Source organism: Granulicatella sp. HMSC31F03, from assembly GCF_001807725.1.
GTDB lineage: Bacteria > Bacillota > Bacilli > Lactobacillales > Aerococcaceae > Granulicatella > Granulicatella adiacens.
Genome location: NZ_KV790872.1, coordinates 1 through 20926 on the forward strand (window position 1 = coordinate 1; position 20926 = coordinate 20926).

At 37.5% G+C, this 20926-nt stretch carries 19 protein-coding genes and 1 tRNA gene; 1 reads left to right on the forward strand and 19 read right to left on the reverse strand.

From position 1 onward, the window contains the following. Positions 1-208 precede the first annotated feature (208 nt). Positions 209-281: transfer RNA gene (locus HMPREF3106_RS08845), tRNA-Thr, on the forward strand. Positions 282-362: 81 nt separating this feature from the next. On the opposite strand, the gene HMPREF3106_RS08850 is transcribed toward HMPREF3106_RS08845, so the two are convergent. The 19 genes from HMPREF3106_RS08850 to HMPREF3106_RS08940 form a co-directional block, all read right to left on the reverse strand. Then, positions 363-1244: a diacylglycerol/lipid kinase family protein gene (locus HMPREF3106_RS08850; RefSeq protein ID WP_049554812.1), complete on the reverse strand. Its 882-nt coding sequence runs from the start codon at positions 1242-1244 to the stop codon at positions 363-365. A 173-nt stretch (positions 1245-1417) separates the two neighbouring features. Then, complete coding sequence (pepT, locus tag HMPREF3106_RS08855) at positions 1418-2677, reverse strand: peptidase T (protein WP_082160239.1); 1260 nt, start codon at positions 2675-2677, stop codon at positions 1418-1420. Continuing rightward, positions 2664-3209, reverse strand: coding sequence for a transcription termination/antitermination protein NusG (gene nusG / locus HMPREF3106_RS08860; RefSeq protein WP_005606052.1), 546 nt, complete (start codon positions 3207-3209; stop codon positions 2664-2666). Before nusG ends, pepT begins: the two co-directional genes overlap by 14 nt. A 108-nt stretch (positions 3210-3317) precedes the next feature. Continuing rightward, complete coding sequence (secE, locus tag HMPREF3106_RS08865; RefSeq protein ID WP_049554813.1) at positions 3318-3488, reverse strand: preprotein translocase subunit SecE; 171 nt, start codon at positions 3486-3488, stop codon at positions 3318-3320. 20 nt (positions 3489-3508) lie between these two features. After that, positions 3509-3661: a 50S ribosomal protein L33 gene (gene rpmG, locus HMPREF3106_RS08870; protein WP_005606057.1), complete on the reverse strand. Its 153-nt coding sequence runs from the start codon at positions 3659-3661 to the stop codon at positions 3509-3511. 71 nt (positions 3662-3732) lie between these two features. Beyond that, positions 3733-4683, reverse strand: a complete 951-nt coding sequence (locus tag HMPREF3106_RS08875; RefSeq protein WP_049554814.1) for a 1,4-dihydroxy-2-naphthoate polyprenyltransferase — start codon at positions 4681-4683, stop codon at positions 3733-3735. Continuing rightward, complete coding sequence (locus HMPREF3106_RS08880; protein ID WP_049554815.1) at positions 4680-5783, reverse strand: FAD:protein FMN transferase; 1104 nt, start codon at positions 5781-5783, stop codon at positions 4680-4682. The genes HMPREF3106_RS08875 and HMPREF3106_RS08880 overlap by 4 nt, the downstream gene beginning before the upstream one ends. Before the next feature lie 152 nt (positions 5784-5935). Then, entirely contained in the window at positions 5936-6472 is a 537-nt protein-coding gene (locus tag HMPREF3106_RS08885; protein WP_244266364.1) for an FMN-binding protein, read from the reverse strand. 169 nt (positions 6473-6641) lie between these two features. Further along, positions 6642-7619, reverse strand: coding sequence for a polyprenyl synthetase family protein (locus HMPREF3106_RS08890; protein WP_049554817.1), 978 nt, complete (start codon positions 7617-7619; stop codon positions 6642-6644). A 71-nt stretch (positions 7620-7690) separates the two neighbouring features. Continuing rightward, the gene (locus tag HMPREF3106_RS08895) at positions 7691-9619 is read right to left on the reverse strand and encodes an NAD(P)/FAD-dependent oxidoreductase (RefSeq protein ID WP_049554818.1); all 1929 of its coding nucleotides are present in this window, start codon (positions 9617-9619) and stop codon (positions 7691-7693) included. A 94-nt stretch (positions 9620-9713) separates the two neighbouring features. Next, a complete protein-coding gene (locus HMPREF3106_RS08900) occupies positions 9714-10241 on the reverse strand; it encodes a Gx transporter family protein (protein ID WP_049554819.1) in 528 nt (175 codons plus the stop codon). A 57-nt stretch (positions 10242-10298) separates the two neighbouring features. Then, entirely contained in the window at positions 10299-11603 is a 1305-nt protein-coding gene (locus HMPREF3106_RS08905) for a peptidoglycan bridge formation glycyltransferase FemA/FemB family protein (protein WP_244266365.1), read from the reverse strand. A gap of 170 nt (positions 11604-11773) precedes the next feature. Beyond that, the gene (glnA, locus tag HMPREF3106_RS08910) at positions 11774-13105 is read right to left on the reverse strand and encodes a type I glutamate--ammonia ligase (protein ID WP_049554821.1); all 1332 of its coding nucleotides are present in this window, start codon (positions 13103-13105) and stop codon (positions 11774-11776) included. Positions 13106-13115: 10 nt separating this feature from the next. After that, on the reverse strand, positions 13116-13481 hold the full coding sequence (locus HMPREF3106_RS08915; RefSeq protein WP_049554822.1) for a MerR family transcriptional regulator: 366 nt from the start codon (positions 13479-13481) through the stop codon (positions 13116-13118). A 398-nt stretch (positions 13482-13879) separates the two neighbouring features. Then, positions 13880-15433, reverse strand: coding sequence for a carbohydrate-binding domain-containing protein (locus HMPREF3106_RS08920; protein WP_049554823.1), 1554 nt, complete (start codon positions 15431-15433; stop codon positions 13880-13882). 100 nt (positions 15434-15533) lie between these two features. Next, positions 15534-16019 (reverse strand): hypothetical protein, encoded by a 486-nt coding sequence (locus tag HMPREF3106_RS08925; protein WP_049554824.1) that lies wholly within the window; start codon positions 16017-16019, stop codon positions 15534-15536. Between the two features lie 25 nt (positions 16020-16044). After that, positions 16045-17943 (reverse strand): AAA family ATPase, encoded by a 1899-nt coding sequence (locus HMPREF3106_RS08930; protein WP_049554825.1) that lies wholly within the window; start codon positions 17941-17943, stop codon positions 16045-16047. A 241-nt stretch (positions 17944-18184) separates the two neighbouring features. After that, positions 18185-19093: a hypothetical protein gene (locus HMPREF3106_RS09485; RefSeq protein ID WP_049554826.1), complete on the reverse strand. Its 909-nt coding sequence runs from the start codon at positions 19091-19093 to the stop codon at positions 18185-18187. A 213-nt stretch (positions 19094-19306) separates the two neighbouring features. Beyond that, the gene (locus tag HMPREF3106_RS08940) at positions 19307-20668 is read right to left on the reverse strand and encodes an autotransporter outer membrane beta-barrel domain-containing protein (RefSeq protein WP_053091345.1); all 1362 of its coding nucleotides are present in this window, start codon (positions 20666-20668) and stop codon (positions 19307-19309) included. Positions 20669-20926 lie beyond the last annotated feature (258 nt).

Here is a 20926-nt window from a genome sequence, read left to right on the forward strand (position 1 = left end):
AACAGTTTTTATTCAACTTTTTCAAAGTTTTTTGGAACTGTTTTAAAAGCGAACGTTCGCTTCACAGTGATATTAATTTATCATAACCAAAGACTGTTTGCAAACGAAATGATTTATTTTTTAAAAAATTTTTCAATTCCTTTTTCATTGATTTTTCAATAAAGTCTTTACTTTCTTTTTAGAGGCTCGTATAATAAAAAGTACATCAGCCGAAATAGCTCAGTTGGCAGAGCAACGCACTCGTAACGCGTAGGTCGCAGGTTCGACCCCTGTTTTCGGCATCTATTAGAAAAGCGTTCAAGAAGAGGTCAAATGAATCTTCTCGAACGCTTTTTGTTATTATTTCTGTACGAGTATTCACTTTACTCTTTTGGAGCAGAGTAAACTGAAACGTGATTTCCCAAAATTTTAATCTCAACTGGAAGATCGTCTGATTGGTCTCCATCAACGTCAGACTCTAGTTTGGAATCCGATGAAATTTTTATATTTTTTGCTTTAATATATTCGATATTTTCATTTTCAACCACATCCCCTTTTAATATATTAGGAATGAGTGAAAGTTTTGAGAAGATAGAAGCATCTTTAAGAATCAATATATTGGCATAACCATCTTTGTTGTCATCAAACATTTTTTTGTCCGCATAATAGTTGGACAATAGAACAAGTACTTGACTAGCTTCACCATGATAGTTTCCATTCTCTGTTTCAACATGAATCGTAAACACCTCATCATTTAATACCGATTTCATTGTATTAATGGCGTACGCTAGAACACCATATTTTGTTTTATCTTCAATTTCAACATTGTGAATGGCTTCTGGCAGGGATCCCACACTAAAAATATATCCAAAGTAATGATCGTTAGCTTTCCCAATATCAATAGCGTTAGTATTGTTGAAATCGAGTTCTTCTATCGCTTGGTCAATATCTTGACTGATTTCTAATAATTTTGTAATTAAATTACCTGTCCCGCCTGGGATAATTCCTAGTTTAGGAATATATTCTTTTTCAGCTATTCCTGAAATTACTTCATTAACGGTACCATCACCACCAAACACTACTACAGCTTCAGCTTTTTCTTTAACAGCTTCTTCAGCAAAAATAGTTGCGTCTTTTGCTTTCTCGGTGATTCTAGTTTCAACAACATCAAAATATTCTTTCGCTTTGTTTTCAATTTTTTCTTTATAATCCAAAGCTCTTTCTCCACCAGAAGTTGGATTAATAATAATCATTACTTTTTTCATCCTAAACATCTCCCTATTCTGTTGTTCAAAATCATTTTAAACCTACTTTCGAATAGCTTGCCTTATTAATATTCTAAGTATTTGTAATGCATTATAACATATGACAATGTATTCCTATTCTTTTTTATCTTACTTTAACGATAATCGAGGTCTATAAAAATAAGGCCGAGTAATTACCCGACCTTTTTATTTTGTACTAATTCAATTATCTTCAATACTACATCACTTGCTTTTTGCATGCTTTCGAGAGTTACGAACTCGTATTGCCCATGGAGGTTCTCAGCTCCGGTAAATAAGTTTGGAGTTGGGATTCCTTTATAAGTAATAATACATCCATCTGTTCCTCCACGGAATGGTTGAATATCTGGCGTGATACCACATTCTTTATAAGCCTCAATTGCTACTTCAACTGAAGTCATATCGTCTTTTAGGATTTCATACATATTATAGTACTCATCGTAAATCGTACATTCGATACGTGGCACATCATACGTTGCATTTTGCGCATCGACGATTTGTTGGAACCGCGCTTTTCTCTCTTCGAATTTCTCCATCGAGTGATCACGAATAATATATTCCAATTCAACCTTACCGATGTCGCCTGATTGTTTCGATAACATAAAGTAGCCTTCGTATCCACTTGTACGTTCTGGCACTTCATCTCCTGGCATGCGAGCAAATAGTTTTGCCGCTTCCGCCAAAGCATTCACCATGACATCTTTGGCTTGCCCTGGGTGGACACTTGTCCCGTGAATCGTTACCACCGCGCGAGCTGCATTAAACGTTTCATATTCTAACTTTCCTACCACTCCACTGTCTAAAGTGTAGGCAAATTTCGCAGGCATACGTTCCGCTTTAAACCGGTGTGCACCTTTACCGATTTCTTCGTCTGGGCCAAACGCTAACCAAATATCGCCATGCGGAATCTCTGGATGCACCATTAAGTGTAAGCAAGCTTCTAATACCGAAACGAGCCCTGCCTTATCATCGGCACCCAGCAGTGTTGTTCCATCTGTGGTAATCAACGTTTCCCCAATATAATTTTTGAGGTTTGGAAACTCGCTGACAGTCATTACCAAATTCTTCTTGGCATTGAGCACCACATCTTCCCCGTTATAATTCTCGTGAATTTGTGGATTGATATTTTCAGCGTTAAAATCCGCGGTGTCGACATGGGCGATAAAACCAATCGCCGGAACCGCACTTCCTTCTTCTAAGTTACTTGGCAAAAGCGCCACTAAGTAGCTATCCTCTGAATCGAGTTCTACTTTTTGAAAGCCATACTCCACTAACTCGCAACGAAGCATTTCTAAGAATTCCCATTGACTCTTTGTCGTAGGGATGCTAGTTGATTTCAAGTCACTACGCGTATTGATTTTCACATATCGAATAAAACGTTCTAACATTGTAGGATACATGTTAATAAGAGTCATCTTCTTTCACTTGGTGGAACTCTAAGTCTGCAATGGTTTCACGACCGAACATTTCAATCGCCACTTTAATTTTTTGTTTTTCGTGGTCAAGTTCTACTACTTTACCGCTCATATCGTTGAAGGCACCTTCAGTGATGATAACGTAGTCTCCAACAGATACATGTAAATCAACTGGAGCATGTACTTTTTCACCGATACGTCCTAAGATTGCTTCTACTTCTTCAGGTAATAATGGAGAAGGTTTTGACCCTGCACCATGCGAACCAACGAAACCTGTTACGCCAGGAGTGTTACGAACAACGTACCAAGCTTGGTCAGACATTACCATTTCAACTAATACATAACCAGGGAAAGTTTTTTCCACCGTTGTTTTTGTTTTACCATCTTTTACTTCAACTTCCTCTTCTTCAGGAACGATGACGCGAAAAATATTTTCTTCCATCCCCATGCTTTGGATACGTGATAGAAGATTTGATTTTACTTTGTTTTCATATCCTGAATACGTGTGTAATACATACCATTCTTTTTCCATTAATACTCCTCCTTAAAGAATCAACAACATTTTTCCATACAAAAAAACCTTCAAGACGAAGGTTTTTTCAACTGCTTTTAGTATATCACTAATCACTATAAAGTACTATTATTTTAAAAGGAATGTAATGAGTTGATGAATCCCATAGTCCACCACAGCAAAAAAGCCTAATGCTACTACCACTGTAATAATTACTGTAATAGTATATTTGTTTACTTCTTTACCTGTTGGCCATGTTACTTTTTTCATCTCTTTAATAACATTTGATAAAAAACGCATGCTGGGTCTCCCTTTCCTCTTTATTTTGTTTCACGATGTAGTGTTTGTTTATTACAATATTTGCAGAATTTTTTGATTTCTAAACGTTCAACTCGACGATTTTGACCAAGAGTAATGGTATAATTTCTTGATCCACATACACTACAAGCTAACGCTGCTTTTTTCTGTGCCATTCTTTCACTACTTTCTATAAATCCATATCTATTTAATCATAAGGAAACAGCGAAATTTTGTCAAGTCAACACTAGTCCCCTAGCAATATTGCTACAAGAAGCAAAATAATTTGTAAAGAATGAATCATTACCATATTTTTAATGGCTAAAGCAAAGGTGGTTTTCTTATCTTGTACAGCTTTGAACTGCTGAATATGTTTATAAATAGGAATTCCAACTGCAAGAACACCAAGTAGTATCCATGGCGCAACTCCTAATAATACTGCTAGTACCATCGCACCGAACGCAACTGCATAAAGTACTTGATAAACCACTAATGCTTGTTTCTTTCCAATATAGTAAACCAATGTATAACGATGGTTGGTAATATCCATTTCTAAGTCACAAATATTGTTGCTTAACATGATATTGGCAATCGTACAAACAAGTGGCAATGATAATAGAAACACCTTTAACTGAGAAACAATATCCAGTTGCATCGTTAAAATACTTCCGTCTAACTGCACGCCTGCAAAAATAGTTCCTTCTGGCACATTTAAAAATACCGTAATCCAGAAAATCCCAAATCCCATCGTGAAGCCTGACAACACTTCACCAAGAGGCATCCGTGAAATCGGAATTGGACCAAAGGTATAGAAGACACCGATAAAGAAACAAAGTGCCCCGACCATTAGTAGAAGGATGTTTGTGCGCGCTACAAGAATGATCCCAAAAACTGCTGCAACTGCAAACAGAATTCCGAATACTTGCCAAGCTTTTTTCACCGTTAAACTACTTGTTCCAATTACATTATGATGATCACGATAGTCAGAGTTCTTTGCTTTTACATAGTCCATCAAATTATTCATAACGGTCGTTGCCATATCAAATGACAACATTCCAACAAAGAAGAGACACATGTTAAGAACGTTTATTTCTTTAAATAATATAAAAGAATAGCATAAAGCAGTTAAAAATGGGAAAACGCTAGCCAATTTCGTTCGCAATTCCACTAATTCAATAAACTCTTTTTTTGACATCATTCTATAGACTCCTTCAACTCAAGTGCTCCGTTTGTTAGTTTGAAAGTCTCTTTAATCGAATCGGATACATAGACCTTTTTATCCTTGGTCACAAAAATGACATCCACATCTTTATGGCTATTCGCATATTCCAATCCTTCTTTCACCCCAATAGAAAACATCGAAGTCGATAAAGCGTCTCCTTTAGTCGAACGATTTACAATTACCGATACTCCTTCGATATTATTCTCATAAGGATAACCCGTTTTAGGATTTAAAATATGATGATAGACTTGATTGTCCACTTTTAAGTATCGTTCATAGATTCCTGAAGTGACGATTGTTTTATCTTTTTCTAAAATCGTCCCTAAAGTTGTCCCACGAGATTCTACTGGATCTTGAATTCCCACATTCCATGCAACCCCATTTCTTGCAGGGGAACCTCCCATAACAACAATATTTCCACCTAAATCGATAACGGCCGTCGTTACCCCTTCTTTAGCAAAATAATCCCAAACCTTATCGGCAATATATCCTTTTGCAATCCCGCCTAAATCCAATTTCATTCCTTTTTTCTTCAAGAACACTGTTTGTTCAGCATCATTTAGCTCTACTTCCTTATAATCGACAAGAGGGAGAACTGCATCAATTTCTTCTTGAGTAGGCTTTTTGGCATCATCAAATCCGATATGCCACAACGACGTTAATGGTCCCACAGTAATATCAAATGCGCCATTAAATTCCGCACTATATTCCAATCCCAATTTAATGAGTTCATAAACATCCGCGCTGACCTTTACAGGCTTTTCACCGGCAGCAATGTTTACTTCATCCACTTCAGATCCAGAAGCATTTACAGTAATTCTCTTTTCTAAATCTTTAATCATCTCCAAAGCACTCTCGATTAGAGCCTCAGAATTAGGATGATAGACGGACAATGAAACAGCCGTCCCTAATAAGAAATCTGTCTTTTTCACCGGAGATTTAATAATTTCTCTTGGAGTTTTAATTGATGCGCCAGAAACAGTGTCTGCTTCATTCTTCGGTTGACTTTGGCAAGCTGCTAAAACCGTTGTAGACATCACTGCCAAAAGGCCCCATTTCATCCATTTTTTCCTCATAACACTCTCCTTCTCATTCATCCTATGTATTGTATCTCATTTTTCATAAAAACTAAACCTTATTCCAGTAATTCGGCATCCTATTCCCTATCAATAAACTAAAAACTCCTGCACGAAAAGTACAGGAGTTCGCAGTTTTCACTTGTAACCCATTAGTTTTTTGGTGCTTCTACTTTAATTTCAGTAGTATCACCTTTTTTAGCAGCTTCAATTAATTTGTTTGCATATTCCACAAATGAAGTATGTGCGTTTGTTGCACCTGTAACTACTTCAACATCTTTAGGATTTTGTTTAGAAACAAGACCTTCATTGTATGCTTTAAAGTATTCAGCTGGTCCAGTACCCAATTTATCTTTCATTGATTTTTCGTATGCAGCATCTGCTGATTTACGTTCACCTTTATCGTTTAAGTTGTCATAATCAGATTTAGTGATTTTTCCACCTTCAACAGTAATCGTAAATTCAACATGCCAACCACGTTTGTCAGCAGCTGATACTAATTTATAAGTACCATCTTTTAAAGCTGCATCAGATTTTTGTGCCGCCGCTTGTGTAGTTGCAGTTTGTGTTGTAGCTGCTTGTGTTGTTGTTTTGCTTGAATCTGTTTTGCTGTTTCCGCCACATGCTGCTAAAACAAACACAGATGATAATAATACTGCTGTTGCAGATAAAGATTTTTTGATAATCATGGTTTTTACCATCCTTCTCTATATTTTATATTTCGTAACATTTATTATAGCATATCACGGGCAAAAGTCTAGTTTTCTCTGAAATTTTGCTCTTCTTTTCACTTGAAGAAATAAAGTGAAAAAGGTGTTTTCTAAAATGAAAACACCTATCTTTGTGAATGAATAGTTATTAATATTCTCGTTGCAATAAACGGTTTGTGATATCATACAACATCGATTTTACATTCTTTTCTGGCAGTCGTTCAATTTGTTGCAAAGCGCGATCCGTATATTTTTTAGCTAATACTTTAGCAGACTCTACTCCACCAGATTTTAATACCAGTTGTTGCACTTTTTTTCTTTCCGCTTCAGAAATAAGCTCCTTTTTTTCTAGAAGCGGGAGCAATTCCTTCTCTCTTTTAGGAAAAGCCATAATGAGCGGTAAAGTATACACCCCTTGAGCTACATCCTCTAATACCGGTTTCCCAAATTGATGAGCATCAATTTCATAATCTAAGATATCATCTAAAATTTGGAAAGACATTCCTATCGCATGGCCAATTTGCCTTGCTCTTGCTTCTTCTTTCAAGAGTGAAAATCGTTCTCCCATCATACAACTTAACATAAAAAGTTGCGCTGTTTTCCCTTCAATTCTCTTCAGATAGTCTTGAACCGTCACATCTAAACGATAACGTTCTTCCATTTGAGACAGTTCCCCTTGAATTACTTGCATCATTCCACGTGTGGGAATTTGGATATTCACTAAATCTTTACTATAGGATGATAACAGTTGATAACAAACCGTCAATAAATAATCCCCTGCATAAATGGCTACTCGATTCCCAAATTTTGCGCTAATCGTCTCTTGACCTCTTCGAACGCTAGATTCATCTATCACATCGTCATGGAATAATGTTGCCACATGTAATAACTCCAGAGCAGCCGAAATAGCACGAACTTCTTCTTTATTTCTATTGTCATTCCACATAGAGAATAGAATCAAATATGCAGGACGAACCATTTTCCCCCCAGAATCAAGGACTGATAAAATTGCATCCTTAATAGTCTTATTCTCTATTTGAATGGAATCTTTCATTAATTTTTTTACTTGTTTTAGTTCTTCGTGAAGTTCTGGATAATTCATCCACATTGGATGTACAGCCGTCATATATTTTCTCCTTCATATCGACTTTTAAAAAAAGAAGCCGACAAAAATTGTCGACCTCATTATACCATATCCTATTTTACAAGTTGGGTTCCTTGCTTATCGAAGCCATAGATTGCTTTCGATTTACCATACCACCATTTTCCAGCTGTTCTTTGGAACCAAGGAATGAAGTAGTAGTCTAACCCAAACGCGCGACCTGAGCCGTTCATTAATGCAATCGCAGCAGGAACAAACCACATGTTTACCCAGTAGAACATTCCTGATAAGCAGAATGTTGCGACTAAACCGATTGTCACTGCGTTGACAATCCATGTTAAGAAACCAGCCATAATAGCAAGACCGATTGCTAACTCTACAAAGGACATTACTTTTTGCATTAAATGTGCAACTTCAACATTAGGAATCATGATTTGCATGATTGAAGCAAACCAATCTGGCATCTTTTCTAATACCATTGCTGGTTGTTCCCCATATGAATAGTTGAAACCGAACGAAACGACTTGAGTAGCTGTTTGTGCTGCTGTTTCTGTAGCACCACTTGCTGCTGAAACAGCTTCAGATGCTCCACTTGCAGCAGAAGTTGGTTCTAACAACCAAGGGAATGGGAATGCTAAATGAGTTCCATCAATCCAGCTATGAGCTCCCCATAAACCAAAGATTTTCTTCAACCCTTCAATTGTCCACATACCACCGTAGAATAATCGAAGCGGCACTGACCATAATACATTACCGTAGCGTGATAGGTGTCCACGGAAGATATTACGACGGTTTTTAATATGGAAGAATTCATGGAATACATATTGAATCGCATAGTATAGTGAGAAGATTTCTAAGAAATACTTGATGTTTACGAGATGTTTCATCAACATTGCGAAAAATCCACTTAAGTGCCATTTACCCATCAAGAATGCTACGCCGTAGTGAGAACCAATAGAAACCATGAATCCATCGTATTTCCCTTTGTAAGCAACTTTTGAAGTATTGTTGATAGATGCGATAATATTTTTCGCTGCTGTTTTACCAGTTTGTTCAGCCGCTTGTACAATTTGTGGATGTGGGCGGTTTTCTTTATCTGGTTCTTCATAGTACGCTAAGTCTCCAACAGCAAAAATATCGGTTTCGCCATCGATTAACATATTCTCATTAACGACTAAACGTCCTGCTCTTGCTGCTTTAAACCCAAACACTTCTGCTTCAGTGTTAGCTTTAACGCCTGCTGTCCAGAATAGTGAGTAAGTTGGAATAACCGTACCGTCTGCTAAGCGAATGCTATTTTGCTTCACTTCAGAAATTCCGTTTCCTTTAATCACTTTGATGCCGCGTTTTACCATGAAGGCTTCTGCTTTATCCGCATCGCTTGCATCTAACATGTTTAAGATAGTTGGAACGGCTTCAATAATATATAAGTCAAAATCTTCTTTATCTAAATTGTATTCATGTGCTAACACTGGAATCCAGTCCATTAATTCACCGACTAGTTCAACCCCAGTAAATCCGGCACCACAAACCGCAAACGTTAATAACGCTTTACGTTTTTGAGGGTCATGTTCTTTAGCTGCTTTTTCAACACAGTTAAGGATGTGTTTACGCATTTTAACAGCATCTTCCATTGACCATAACGTAAATCCATTTTCTTTAACCCCTGGGACGCCGAAGTCATTTGCTTCTCCACCCATTCCAAGCACTAAATAATCATAAGAGAATTCACCATGTTTTGTGCGAACTACTTTGTTTTCTTTATCAAGATTCGTAACGGTATCTGTTACTAAGTTGACATTTTTTGAACGAGCAAAAATCTTTTGTAAGTCGTATTGAATCGCATCTGGTTCAACACGCCCCCCAGCAACTTCATGTAATTCCGTCATATAAGTTAAGTAAGGATGTTTATCAATCAATGTAATCGTAACATCTTTATTCTTTTTCAACTTATGTGACAATGTTTTGGTAGCAGCAACTCCGGCAAAACCGGCACCGATTACTACAATGTTTGTTTTTGTCATTGTAAATCCCCCTTGAGCTTTATCACTTTAGTAGTATAGTCTATAATTGTGCTTTTGTCCATAGGATTGTCTTTTTTTTCACGAAGGAACCCTTCTATTTTTTAGAAAAATATTGAAGAACTTTAATATGAGCCAACGCGTAATTTGCGGCAACCCCAACAGCTATACCAGCAAAGATTCCAACGATTGACATTGCTGGTAAATATAAGAGCACCGTCCACGATTTAGCCATCCAACTTGCTACCATCAATTGCCCTACATTGTGCAGAATTCCACCAGTAGCACTCACTCCAATCATGCTGACCCGCTTTTCACCAAGCTGCTTCACAAGATACATTCCGATAAAACTGACAAGGGCACCCATACCACTATATAGAAAAGTAGAAAAAGTCCCTCCAAGAACGGTTGTCAGCAACGTTTTCATCACAATGACAAAGACGACCTCTTTAAAGGATAAAGTATATAAACTAATTAAAGTTACTATATTCGCCAACCCCAACTTAGCCCCTGGTGCAAACGCAAAAGGAAACGGAATGGCTTGTTCCAACAACCCTAAGACAATTCCTTGAGCAGTTAATAATGCGATAAAAACAAGTTTTCTTAAATGACTATTTTTCTGCATTCCATTCTCCTTTCAATCTTTTTTAAAAAAGGCCGGAAACTTCTTCCAGCCTTTTGACTATTTTTTACGTCTTACTAATAATTTGTTCTTTAAGCTGACTGCTTTAGGCGCCCAAGTATGGAACACTTCAAACCAGAACTTAGAGATTGGCATATCGAACTCACCGATATATTCGACTAACTCAGGATCAAACGATTGCTTAAAGCCGTTAATACCACCATGATGTTCTTGGTCTTCCGAAACTCCAAAGAAGTCGAATGAGCGAATGCCTTTTTCATCATAAAGAGTTTGCATAATCCACGATACAAGCGCTTTGTTCGCATTCAATCCACCATCGTCAGTAATATTAGCCCCGTATAAGTAGTAGGCTTTATCGAGGTACGTCACTACAAAAGCTCCACTGACTACTTTCCCCTCTGGATACTTTTCTAAGTCAGCTTTCACACGGTCAATTTCTTTTTCGTATTTTTCAATATTTACTTTTAGAGAGTCGATTTGTTTTTGAACATTTTCAATTCGCTTAGGATTATTAAGGGTTCCCAATTGTCCTGTTAACTTATCGAACTCTTTTTGCGCAGTTTCTAAACGATTTGTCGCAAATGATAATTGGACATTATAGTCTACTTTGGCAAAGTATAAATCCACCATGCCTTTAGGGTGAAGGTGTTGGTACATTGTTGTTAAATACTCGATACTACGTGCCACATATTGATCACGTTCAGCCGTAATCTTGTTCAACTCATCATAGATTGGCATATCTTCAAGCGTTCCTTTGTAGCAAACAACCCCTTGCTTCTTCGCCACATTCACTTTATACCGTTCTTTTTTATTGAACGTTTCGACAATGCCTTTCCCTTCATCTTTCAATGATAAAATCATTGTTAAACGCGGTTGAATCCCGTCGAACCCTAAATCCATGGGGCGTTCGACAAAACCAGACGCTAAAATGTTATTGCGGAACTCTTCATTGTTGAATCCACCTTCGACCATTTCGAACTTGTTTGTCCATTCACGCCATTGTAACTCTGGGTCAATCTTTAATCCAAATGCATTTTTAGCTTTTAAATAGACTTTTAAAGTCGCAAAGATCGATTTTAATTGTTCTGCATTTGTATAATCCGTTACAATCCCACGAGGCGCGTACGCTAAATACTTATTCACTCCGGGTAATTTACGGTAAAGAATCATCGCAGCGGCAACCGGTTCATGAGCATCCGTCATAACCAGCAATACATCTTTTGTCCATGAGCCATCTGCCTTCACTTCACCCCATTCAGGTGTTTGAAAAACCGTTCTATTGGCTTGTGTTTCCATAAAAGAATGATACTCTTCTAACGCATTCGACATCTCTTTTATATACATGTGTGCACTCTCTTTCTTTTCATGTTTCCTTATCAGTATTACACTTTCAGCAAAATATGTCAAAACTTTACCGAAGAGAAAGCTTTACTATCAATGGAAAGCGGTGTTGGGCAAAGATATCTGTATCAAAAAAGAGCGCATCACGACGATACGCCCTTTGATTTAATTTTTTAGAATAGTTTTAAGTATTGATCTAATTCCCATTGAGATACTTGACTACGATATGCAGCCCACTCAAAACGTTTCGCTTCGATAAAGTTGTCTAAGATATGACTTCCTAATGCTGATTGAACGGTTTTATCTTGTTTCAAGTATTCAATCGCTTCATTTAATGTTCCTGGTAAATCATCAATCCCTGCTTCCTTGCGTTCGCGAGCAGACATCGCATAAATATTGCGGTCAATAGCTGCAGGAACTTCCATTTTTTCTTTAACCCCTTCAAGACCAGCCGTTAAAATCGCAGCCATTGCTAAATATGGGTTTGCAGAAGGATCTACGCTGCGCAATTCAATACGAGTCGAAATTCCACGAGATTCCGGAATACGAATCAGCGGTGAACGGTTACGTGCTGACCATGCAATATATACAGGAGCTTCGTAACCTGGAACTAAACGTTTGTACGAGTTTACGGTTGGGTTACATACCGCAGTTAGAGCTTTCGCATGTTTCATCACTCCTGCGATAAAGTGACGGCAAGTGTCGCTTAAACGTTGGTCACCCTTTTCGTCGAAGAACGCATTGTTTCCGTCTTTATCAAATAAGGATAAATTGAAGTGCATTCCGCTACCGGCAATTCCGAATACTGGTTTTGGCATAAATGTCGCATGTAATCCATGTTTACGCGCAATTGTTTTTACTACTAATTTGAACGTTTGGATGTTATCACAAGCCGCTACTGCATCTGAGTATTTCCAGTCAATTTCGTGTTGCCCTGGCGCTACCTCGTGGTGACTCGCTTCAATATCGAAACCAATCTTTTCTAATTCAAGAACGATTTCGCGACGGCATTCTTCCCCAAGGTCGATTGGAGCTAAGTCGAAGTAGCTTCCTTGGTCGTTTCCTTCAAGGGTTGGTTCGCCGTTTTCATCCAATTTGAATAAGAAAAACTCTGGCTCTGGTCCTAAATTGAAGTTTGAGAACCCTAATTCTTTCATTTCGTTTAACACACGTTTTAAGTTTGAACGAGGGTCCCCCGCAAATGGTGTTCCGTCTGGTTTGTAAACATCACAGATTAAACGCGCGATGGTACCATGTTTACTGCTCCATGGGAATACCACCCAAGTTGAAAGGTCTGGATATAAGTACATATCACTTTCTTCGATACGAACAAATCCTTCAATAGATGAACCATCAAACATCATTTTGTTGGCCAACACTTTATCTAATTGTGTAATTGGCACTTCCACGTTTTTAATAGTCCCAAGGATATCCGTAAAGATTAATCGTAAGTAACGAACATCTTTCTCTTCTACCTGTCTTCTAATCTCTTCATGTGTAATCATTGGCTTCCTCCTATAAGTTCCATTTTTCCCCGCCAGAGTAGCGGCTAATATGCATAATCTCGTCATAAAAAATTCTACGGACATCTTCATCCGTTAGCGTTTCTTTTACGCTCTCTTTTGTTACGGGATTTGTATTTTTATTGAAAATTTTCTGAATGGCCATAATGGTTAATCCATCAGCCAAATAATCTTTAATTTCCAATAAGCGATCGACATCATTCAAGGAATACAGGCGACGGTTCGTCTCAGAACGTTCAGGAATTACCAATCGCTGTTCTTCATAATATCGAATTTGTCTTGCAGATAAATCGGTCAGCTTCATCACTGTTCCGATTGGAAAGACGGCTAGTGAACGTCGCAGTTCTTTTTCACCCATCTGTCTTCCTCCTTTATGTAAGTATATTCTAAAAAACATTTTTAGTCGTTGTCAAAATCAGCCTTACTTCTTATGTTAGATAATATAACATGAATAATGGGGTATTGTCTCAATTAAGCTTTCGCCAGTTGAGAGAATACCCCATTTTTTGTCAGATGTGCTGTTATCTTTTTTCATAAATCTTTACATAACACGCACCCCCTTTGTTTATTTTTCATGAATTTCTTACTCTATTTTATTTTTTGGTGGACTCACCTCATTTGTTAAAAAATGTTTCAATTACTTCTTTCGTCTTCATGTCCTGGTGGACCCACCTCACTTTTTGAAAATTGATTTTACCTTTATTCTTATCCTTCATATTTTGGTGGACTCACCCCTTTCATGGTTCCTAGTAACGATTATCGGCCTTGTCTACCGCCTGGACCTCCTTGTCCTGGTTGTCCTCCACCAGGTCCACCTTTTCCAGGTCCTCCACCAACATTAACTGCTTGTTTTGAGGCTGTAGCCGTTGTTGTGTTTGAACCAACTTTAATCGTATATTTTTCGCCCTCTTTAATATCTTGGCTACTGATTAATACTGTTGAGAATGACTTAGAGGCTTTTAAGCTTGCGACAGTTTTCCCTGAAGAATCAATTACTTCAACGGTCGAGCCAGCCGTTCCTTGGATGCTTGCCATTAAGTAAGCTTGATTAGAGTCACTACCGAATCCCATCGTCATTTGTCCATTGTCGACAAAGAGAACAGTACCACCGTTTAATGTTCCGTTATCATCGTAGTCAAGAGCTGCGTTTGCACCGCTTGTTGGACCATTGACAACGATTGTTCCTCCGTTAATCTCAATTGATCCGTTAGCATCAAGACCGTCCCCTTCAGCGTCTACTGTTAAGGTTCCTCCGTCAATCACAATCTTCACATCACCTGCTTGATCTAAGTTTTTCGCATTTGCGGCTTCAGATTTTACTGTCTTCGTTTGTTGACCTGGACCTTGCTCGTCAGAGGATTCTAACGTCCAGTCTTTCGCGTTTAATCCATCGTCAGAAGATTTTACAGTAACGGTACCACCAACTTGGTGAATCAAGCGAGCCTCAAGACCTTCTTCACTCTTTTGTACGTCAATTGTCGCACCTTCATCGATGAGCAGCGTATTCGAAGCGTTAATTCCGTCGTCTCCAGCATTGACGGTAATATTCGTATTGACTAAGTAAACATTTCCTAGCAATACATCATCCTCGTTATCTGAGTGAATGCCATCTTCATCGGCTGTTAAGTTTAAGGTTGCACCCGATACGTTCACGAAGTCATTCGCTGCAATTCCGTGTTTTTTGGCTGTTGTAGTGATGGTTGCATCTACAATGCGAATGCCGTCTTTTGATTTAATGGCATTACTGGCTGCACCCGTTACCGTTAATGAACCCTTCCCGTTAATCGTTAAGTCACTATCGGAGTAGATGGCTCCTTTAACCGTTGATGCTGATTCATCGGCTACTTCGTTTTTCGTTCCATTGGCTAATGTTAAAATCACTTTCTTAGCCGAATCTACGAGTAACGGAGCTTCTGTATTCTTCAATGTTGCGTTCTTAAAGACAATTTGTACTTCATCTTCCTTGCCTGCTGCAACTTTCAATTGAACTTTCGATGCCGTTCCTTCTACGATGTATGTTCCAGCTTTGGTAATTTCCACTGTACTTCCATTCACTGTTACCCCTTCACCTGAAGCGGTAGTGGTTGTCCCTTGCAACGAAATTTTTGAAGCGGTTGATTCATCGTAAGTTGCTGTTAAATCAGAGGTTTCAAAATAAGAAGTCGTCTGCGCCTTTGAAGTTGTAGATGTCTTAGTAGTGGTTTGCGCTTGTGCTTCTGCTTGGCTTAATACGCTTTGTGATCCGCAAGCAGCCAAACCTAGAGAGATAAATAATGTTGTTGTCAATAACCATTGTTTTTTATGTTCCATCTCGTTCTCCTCGATTCCTTTTCTTGATGATTTTAGTATACGAAGCGAACTTAAAATGAACTTAAAACAAAAAAGAGGTGATCAAATTCACCTCTTTGTCTTATAATTTTGTTTCAATGTATAGTACTTTATCTTTTTTAACAGCCTTTTGCCAAGTGACATATCCACTTAAAGGAGCAATGAAGGTTATCCAAAGATAGACTAAAACATGCTGAAAAATTGTTCGAAACACTAAACTGATGAACCCTCCAAATCGAATATATCCACTTAAAAAGTTATCGATATGTCCACCTTGATAACTCCAATAAGAATAATGCCAAAAAACAAATGACAAAACTCCTAACAGGAGCGAAACAATATTGCTTAATAAGCCAGGCATAAACCCAGCTGTAATAGAAGACCAAATAATAGTAATTACAATACAGCAAAGGAGTCTGCGAATAAAGTATCTTTTTCTATATTCGGGAGTTAAATGATTTTGGATCGATTCCCAAATTCCGAAAATACTTTTATCATTTCCGCCTTCTCCACCAGGTAAAACATATTGTTTTTCTTCTTTTACTTCATTATCAAATTCTTCTGCCATCAGTACGCCTCTCTTTCTATTTTAATTAGACCCTACATTGTTCAATAATCGCATTTGGAATATCATTTAAATCTTCCAATCCATTATCAAACATATAGACTGCTAATTTTCGTAAGATTTTTTCGTTTTGATTTCTGACCCATCGACCATTACTATGATCATTGGTTTTTTCTAAATTATTTTCAATCAAAGCTTTATACGCCTCTGCATCTACCGTATACCCATTTTTCGCAAGTTCATCCAACCCAATTTGCACAAGTTGTTCGTAAGTATAGTCCTCAAAAACAAAGGTATTTGGAATTCTGCTTCGAAGTCCTTCGTTCATCTCTAAGAATCTTTCCATATCTTTCGTATAGCCTGCAAAGATAATAACTAAATCTTCTCGATGATCTTCCATAAATTTCAAAATTTCGTTGATAGCTTCAATTCCAAAATCATTTTCACCACCTACTGCAAGCGTGTATGCTTCATCAATAAACAATACCCCGCCTAAAGCAGATTCTAAAATTTCCTTTGTTTTTTGAGCAGTATGACCAATATATTGTCCCACTAAATTACTTCTAGAAGTTTCAACATATTTGCTAGAAGCAATAATGCCATTTTCATGTAGTAATTGTCCCATTAATCGAGCGACTGTTGTTTTACCAGTTCCTGGATTCCCTAAGAATAATGAATGTAAGTTAAATCCTGAAGTCGCAAATCCTTTTTCCTTACGGATTTTATTCATTTTAGAAATAGCGATAAATTCCTTGACTTCACTCTTCAGGTTCTCTAACCCTATCATTTCTTCTAATCTCTCACTGGCTGTTTTTTCACCATAATATTCTGTAGTCACTTCTCGACCATCAAACATTAATTGATTATCACTGTCTAGTAAGATGTCTTGTTCTTCATTCGTCAAAATAGAGACTGTCTTTTCTGCAGATAGATGAGATCCACGTTCAATCTTAATATCTGGATCTTTTTCAACCCCGATAGCAAGAAGCTTTAATTCTAGAGAACTTCTGTCACTTAGGAATAAATTCACCTTGCCATTATCTCGCCCACCAATAACTAAGGCATCCCCTGTTATTTGGGAACTCTCTGTCATCATAGCCGTCTCTAGCACACAAAGTTGATTGTGAATTGTCGCTTTTGATCCTTTACTTTCAAAAGTGTTTACAACCGTCGAATCAATCGTCGCTTTCGAATTTTCTAAATAGAGAGCACTCGTATAATTTTCTAGCGCATGTAAATAAATGATTTTCGACTCTTTTGTAGAAATTTGCGAATCTCTACAAAGCACAATCGGGTAATCTTCAACCTGTCCCTGAGCGGAAACTGTTGAGTCGAGAATAGAGATATTGGAATTGTCGTTTGCAACAATGGCATTTTTACCTTCCACTTCTACCTTGGAATGTGCAATTTCTAAATCCGTATGCTCGAGAATGATATGTGAATACAAATCTGTTTGAGAAAATTTTAATGTAGAATCTTTAGCGGCAATGCACGAAGCAGCTCTCACAAAAGAATCCTCTAAAGACAACTCTGACTCTTCAATAAAGCAAAGAGGATAAAGCTCTCCTTCCACTAGTTGATTTTCTATTAAAACATTTTTCGCATATACTTTTGCTTGATTGCATAAGTTTAGTGCATTACTTTCTTCACGATTATCTCGAATAATGATGTTTTCTAAATGCACCGTACAATTATCCACAAATATCGCACCCAAAATCAGTGGAAAACTATCTTCTCTTGATTTATTCATTTTCCCAATCAGAGAAATATTTTTATGAATAAATAAATCTAACCCTTCTAGGCAATAAGTATCTTCAATTTCAATAACATCGCCTTCATTAGCAGCTTCAAGGGCTGCTCCTAGTTCCCACGTAGTTCTCTTAGAAAAAAACGATGAATTGTCTTTTCCCACTAAGAAAAATGCCATAATTTCACCTCAGTCCATAATATGTCTTCAATAACTATTCAAAATGGGTTCACCCCAATAATTCTCTATAATCAACGAATCCCCTCTGTGCAATTAGCATACAGAAAGGGGATTGTCTCGTTTATTTTTAGTTTTCAATTCAGGCCACTACTAACAAAGAGTAGCAATTTTATTTTTTGTTACTTCTGAACTGCTCTCAAATAAACTAATCTCCCTTAAGAAGAGAAAGTCATTCTACTTCTTAGTCTTTCTTTTGGAATAGTTTTTGATAATAGAAGTAAGAAGTAACAATCGCTGCTGCACAGGCAACAATATAGAATAATACCGCTAATTTAGATCCTGATTCGAAGCTGTTCACTAAAGACATCGCTTGTTTTGTCGCATGATTTGGATCTGTGAAAGCTTGCATTACTAGATTTGAAATAGATGTGTTCACTTTTCCATTAAACATATCTGTCATTGTACCGATAAGACTAATGAACCCTCCGCCTAAAAGGTGAGCTAAGTATACGCTAACGACCATTGCTAATGAAGTGACATTAACATTTGTCCACAAGTTTTTCTTAGATTTATTCGCCATAAATAAGAAATACGCTACAAAAACAGTTGCAATAATCGTTAAGAAGAACGTTAAACTGAAGTATAAGTTTAAGTTTTTCACTTTATTTGAAACTTCGTAAAAATCAACGGATGATAAGGCATTTCCTTTTAAGGCATATCCAAGACCATTAAGAACCACTAATCCAGAGAATAACGCGATAGCAACCGAAAACCCAAAGAAGATTTTTTCAAATAATGAATTTTTATTATAGCTTGCTACTGTATCCACTGCTTGACTCATCTTTTCTTTATTTTCTTCAGTGAATACTTTTTTGGCTGCTTCTTCCATTTTTTCTTTAGCAACACCCGCAACTTCTTTTGCTTTTTCAGTTGCTTCTCCTGCTTTTTCTTTTACGTTTTCTACAACTTCTTTAAAGTCTCCATCTGCTTCAGGATTCTTTGCCTCAGAAACTTCTTCTTTGGCTGTTTCTGCAACTTCTTTAACTTCTTCTGCTGTTTTTTCAGCAGCTTCTACTACTTCTTCTTTCACTTCTGTAGCTTTCTTTTCAACCGATTCTAATTCTACATTTTTATTTTCGTTTTGATCCATCAGAGCACCTCTTTTATACGTTCTTTTAACAAATTTTATCACAATCTCCTGTTTTCTTCCACTTTCAAAAAGCGCTTGAAAAAGTGTAAAGTCTTTTTTAGAGACATCCTAAAATGAATCATACACTACTATTTTGAAAAAAATGACCCATTCCAATGCAGAAAAAAAGAAGAAGCTAGACAATTGTCTAACTTCTTCAAGATTCGTTAAGTTTTATTTTAAGACGGTTCCATCGGCTAATGTAATCGTATATCCATTCAAGTTAATGGTTCCTTTGTTCGTTAAAGATGTAATTTTGACGTTTCCTGTCAACGTCCATGTCGCCCCCTCTTCTACTGTGATTACTGCATTATTATCCACGGCAGTCCCTCCTTCAGCATTTTCTACTATATTGATTGTACCTGTAAAGTTTGTTCCTTTGCCCATTGTAAAGTTCAAAGTAGAAACGGTATCCACCTCAATAGCTCCTGTTAATGTTTGGTTTGTCGTTGTTAATTCAACCTGACCACCATTGGCACCAGCTGTACCCCAGCCAAGTGTCGCATCATTTCCTAAGACGGCAAGTAATCTGCCAGATGTATCTTGATTTGTAATTGTTACGTCTTCTAAAGTAATAACGCTGTGTGTGTTCGTTACATAGATTTGGTCTCCATTACGTCCTGTTAACGAGCCACCTTTCATTGTGAAAGTAGCCGTTCCACTTTCGGCATCTCCTGACATTGATTGGTAAATCATCACATTGTGTACGTTGTTGTCTGAAGAGCTACCTTCTGGTGAACTCATATTCCCTGTAACATTTGTATTTTCTAATGTAATAGAGTTTTGACCTTCGATTACAAGTGCTTCTGAGTTCTCAGCGTTTAAAGTTGCATTTTTAACAGTTACATTTGCTGTAGAGTATACGGCTGGTGAGTTGTATCCTGTAGAAGTGTAAGTTCCTTTGTCTACGACTACCGTACCCCCACCACGGTCTGTACGAATCGCTGCTGATGAATTCCCTGCGGTATTCACCGTCAAGTTTGTAGCGTTCATCGTGCCGCCACCAGTAGTTTGGATACCACCTGAGTTATCTTTTGTTGTTGTGATGCTTGTATCTGATACATTGACGGTTGTTCCTGAGCCGTAACTGAACACTCCGTTACCGTTTTGAGCCGTTGTATTTACAGTAGCGTTTTTAATCGTCACTGTTGCTCCATCGGTTGCTAAGAATCCTGCGTTTATTCCATAGAAGTCTCCGTTTTCTGTATTCGATGTCGCTCCGGCTGTTTTGTTAACCGTTACGCCATCTAATGTAACTGTTGCCCCTGTTACACGAAGCGCATTTTCATCATCACCAGTAGATTCGTAAGTTTCTCCAGTTACTGTTGCATCTGTTGTTAAGTTTGTTGCTGCATCCCCTTGAGTCACTTGGTCACTTCCGCCAAACCCTTCTCCTCCAGGTTTAGCGGGAGGACTTTGTTGCGATTGTACTTGTGAAGTTTCAGTCGCTGTTTGTGCTTGTGTGTTTTGACATGCAACCAATGTAGTTGCAATGGTAATTGTGGATAGTAGAACAATTAATTTGCTTCTTCTCATGTTAGTCCTCCTCGCTTCCTATCAACATCTTGTTGATGGTTCTATCATAACGAGCTTACCTAAAATGAACTTAAAACAAAAAAAGATTTTCGAAAAAGTTTTTTCAAACTGAAAATTATCATATATGATAATTACCATATATGATAATTTCGTACGAAAAAAAGACGCTGGAATGATTTTCCAATATCTTTGATTTTCTATCTATCTTAAATCACTATAAAAATAAGGTTCTATAATTTTTAGGGTTGATGGAATTTT